Genomic DNA, 3,575 nt, shown 5'->3' with positions numbered 1-3,575 from the left:
GCTGCTCGGTTTTACATCCGAACGGGCATGGCATCGTTTTGTCACGGGAAATTTGTTCACAAACGGCTCGTTTCTTGAACGCTCCCGATACAACCGCCGCTGCCGGGCGCTTGGTTTCGCGGTCAAATGGATTCGTCATGAACTGGCGAAACGTGGCCAACACCATGCTAGACATTGTCGACAGTTTGCCTCTTCCATTGTGCCATCCCGCGAGAATGCAGCGCGTCAAGCGATTTCGAGGGATCGCGGATATGGGGTATTGTGCTTCCAAAACGCAATGGTACTACGGTTTCAAGCTGCACCTTCAAGTGACCAATCAAGGGCTGGCCATGGGCTATGTCGTGACGGAAGCGTCCTACCACGACGTCAAAGCCGCTGAAACGGTGATGACTCCAATCCCTCATCCCTACAACTTTGGGGACAAAGGATACATCAGCCGCGCTCTTCGAGAAAAGCTGTACGAAGAACACCAAGCTACGTTCTGGACACCGTCTCGACACAATCAAAAGCACGGCCCATCCAAAGCATGGGAAGAATGGATCCGAAAAAAACGCAAAGTCATCGAGACAGTGTTTTCGATTCTCGTAGACCAATACCGGATCACCGACATTCGAGCGAATTCCATTGCCGGGTTTGAAGTGGCACTCGATGGCATCTTATTGGCGTATTCCCTGGTCACACTAGGGCTAGTTGAGCGCTGACGCTCAACTAGCACCATGGGTTATAAAAAAATGGTATCCTGTAATCGCTACGAGGAGGTGAATCCATGCCGACGATCACACTAAGGCTGGAACTGCACAAGCCGACGAAAACCAAACAAGACATGTATGAACGGATGACAAAAGTGAATACCGCGTTTGCGAATTGGCTGTTGAATCATCCCGAGCTGAATCAAGCAACGAGCAAACTATTTAAAGAGTTTTCGTCGCAGCGGTTTCCTTCCGCCGTCGTCAATCAGACGATTCGAGAAGTGAAGTCCCAAAAGAAAAATCAGAAAACACATAATTTTCAAACGTTATGGTGTTGCTTTAACAATCAAAACGTAAAGGTGGAAAAGAAAGGAGCGTTCTACACGGTTTCCTTCCCCACACTGGAGAAGCGAATTGGCGTGCCAGTGGTTGCGCGCCCCTACCAAGAAGCGTGGCTGAATCGGCTGCTGGACGGAACCGTCAAACAAGGGGCCGCCAAGCTCTACAAAAAGAGAAAGAAATGGTACTTGGCTGTTGCGGTCACATTTGAAGTGGAACCGCGACACGAAACAAAGGTGATGGGAGTTGATTTAGGGCTTCGCTATATCGCCGTGGCCAGCGTGGGAACGAAATCGTGGTTTTTCAAAGGGAACCAATGCGCCTTTGTGCGCCGACGCTATGCGGCTTTGCGGCGAACGTTGGGCAAAGCCAAGAAGCTCCAGATGATTCGCAAAATCGGCCGCAAAGAGTCCCGCTGGATGAAGGATCAAAATCACAAAATCAGCCGTCAAATCGTGAATGTTGCGCTCGCCAACGGTGTTGGCGTGATTCGGATGGAAGATTTGACAGGCATTCGGAAACGGGCAACATCGGCTAAAGAAGCAGGACGAAGCCTTCATTCTTGGGCATTTCACCAACTACAAACGATGATTGCCTATAAGGCCGAAATGGCAGGCATTCGGGTGGAGTGGGTGAATCCAACTTATACGAGCCAAACGTGTAAATGTGGACATCGAGAGAAAGCGAACCGAAACGGCATCTGCTTCCGATGCCAAAGGTGTGGATACACTCTCCACGCCGACTTGAATGGCGCCATCAACATCGCCAAAGCGATTTCGGGCTTCGCCTCCTAACCTAGCGCACTGGTCACAGGTGCGCCGCCCATCGGGGTACACTCTAACCCGATGGGACGGGGTGATGACACACCCCTAAACTTGGGCGTTGTCCGAACCAGAAATGGAGGAGGACGCGAACGACCCAAGAATCCCACGGCTTTAGCCGTGTGGAGTGTCAAAGCGGCTAGGAAAAGCGTTAATGCTGCCGATTGCCGTATTGCCGGCGGCGGGATTGCTGCTTCGGCTTGGCCAGCCTGATTTATTGAATATTCCGTTTATCGCCGCCGCAGGCGATGCGGTATTTTCCAACTTAGCGTTGATTTTCGCCATCGGCGTGGCGATCGGTTTTGCGAAAGACGGCAACGGCGCGGCGGCGCTTGCTGGGGCGATCGGCTACTTTGTCTTGACAAAAGGGGCCGCCGCGATTGATAAGGACATCAATATGTCCGTATTAGGCGGCATCATCTCCGGAGTGATCGCCGGGCTTTTATACAACCGTTACCATGATATCAAGTTGCCCGACTGGCTAGGCTTCTTCGGCGGACGGCGGTTTGTGCCGATCGTGACATCGCTTGTCATGCTCGTGCTTGCCTTGATTTTTGGCTATGTATGGCCGCCGATTCAAGACGGCATCAACGCGGTCGGCCATTGGATCGTCGGCGCCGGGGCGGTTGGCGTCGGCATTTTCGGGTTCCTCAACCGGCTGCTCATTCCAGTCGGATTGCACCATGTGTTAAAACAATCGATTCAAGCGTCAGAAGGCAGGGTGATCGTCGCGGAAGTCGTCGGGGAATTTGCGCCGCTGTATCCGGCGGTCACCAACGCCGAACTGGCCACGGCGTTTGGGGCGGATTTGCCGACGATGAAACATTTTTTCGATCGCGGCGTATTACAGAATGAGGGTACGGCGCCTTGTTAAGGCAAAACGCCGTTCATCCGCCAATAGGCGGGCGCCGATAAAACGTGGAAGGAGCCGGAGGAACATGAGCATGTTTGGAAAAGTCGCCGCCGATGTGCTTGGGTTAAGCGACATCGGTGCGGTCATTCAGCCGAAAGACTATGACAAAGTCGATGCCGATGATTATGTGATGCACGAGGATGGGGAGAAAATCTATTTTCTTATCAAATCAAAATCGGATGAGTATTGCTTCACCAACCGCGCGCTCATTCATTTGGACGGCACGAGCGCCGCGAGCAAAAAACGGACGCTGCGCCGCTACGATTACTACAAGCATCCGATTTCCGACGTATCGCTCGAAACGGCCGGGACGGTCGATTTGGATGCGGAAATTAAATTTAAAATTGGACCGCATTCCTACTCCATTGATGTGCATAAAAAGCATATTGAGGAACTGAAAGATTTGTATAAATCGCTGCTGGCGATCGCGGACATTTGCCATGAAAACGAAACGAAGTTCAACTATGCGGAGCGGAGTTTGGAACTGGCGGCCAAGGTGTTGGCCAACATGCGCGGTGACGGCGCCAATGTGTCGGCGGATTTTCAAGCCGTGAATGAATACGCTTTTCGCTGGCTGACGGAAGCGAAAAAGAACTATACGGTGAAGGATTTCGGCTTTGTGTTTGACAAATATATTCAACAGTGACGAGATGAAGGTTGTATCGGGGAAAGACGCCGTGCCAGAGGCGAGGTATCTTTCCTTAACCCGTGGTGCTATATAAGTTGAAACTTTGTTTTACATCCAGTAGAGCGCCCACCGCATTCTATCAAAATGACTTGTTATGAAGGAAAACAGAATCGAACAATCGGAAA

Annotated in this window: 3 protein-coding genes and 1 pseudogene; all 4 read left to right on the top strand. The window is 51.5% G+C overall.

The window, feature by feature from the left end:
* A pseudogene (locus CV944_RS16420) lies at nucleotides 1-701 on the top strand (IS982 family transposase); the annotation flags it as partial.
* A gap of 65 nt (nucleotides 702-766) precedes the next feature.
* Nucleotides 767-1,822, top strand: a complete 1,056-nt coding sequence (locus CV944_RS16415) for an RNA-guided endonuclease TnpB family protein (protein WP_015375302.1) — start codon at nucleotides 767-769, stop codon at nucleotides 1,820-1,822.
* Nucleotides 1,823-2,003: 181 nt separating this feature from the next.
* A complete protein-coding gene (locus tag CV944_RS16410) occupies nucleotides 2,004-2,723 on the top strand; it encodes a DUF7916 family protein (RefSeq protein ID WP_100660174.1) in 720 nt (239 codons plus the stop codon).
* Nucleotides 2,724-2,793: 70 nt separating this feature from the next.
* Nucleotides 2,794-3,408 carry a PH domain-containing protein gene (locus CV944_RS16405; protein WP_033010549.1) on the top strand — a complete coding sequence of 205 codons (615 nt, stop codon included), beginning with the start codon at nucleotides 2,794-2,796 and terminating at the stop codon, nucleotides 3,406-3,408.
* Nucleotides 3,409-3,575: the final 167 nt, after the last annotated feature.

This window comes from Geobacillus sp. WSUCF-018B, assembly GCF_002809985.1.
GTDB lineage: Bacteria > Bacillota > Bacilli > Bacillales > Anoxybacillaceae > Geobacillus > Geobacillus thermophilus.
Note: the sequence above shows the minus strand (reverse complement) of the source record. Positions and strands in the feature narration are given on the sequence as shown.

Coding starts and splice junctions, on each gene's coding strand:
- CV944_RS16415 (WP_015375302.1), top strand. CDS start 767: ATGCCGACGATCACACTAAGGCTGGAACTGCACAAGCCGACGAAAACC.
- CV944_RS16410 (WP_100660174.1), top strand. CDS start 2,004: ATGCTGCCGATTGCCGTATTGCCGGCGGCGGGATTGCTGCTTCGGCTT.
- CV944_RS16405 (WP_033010549.1), top strand. CDS start 2,794: ATGTTTGGAAAAGTCGCCGCCGATGTGCTTGGGTTAAGCGACATCGGT.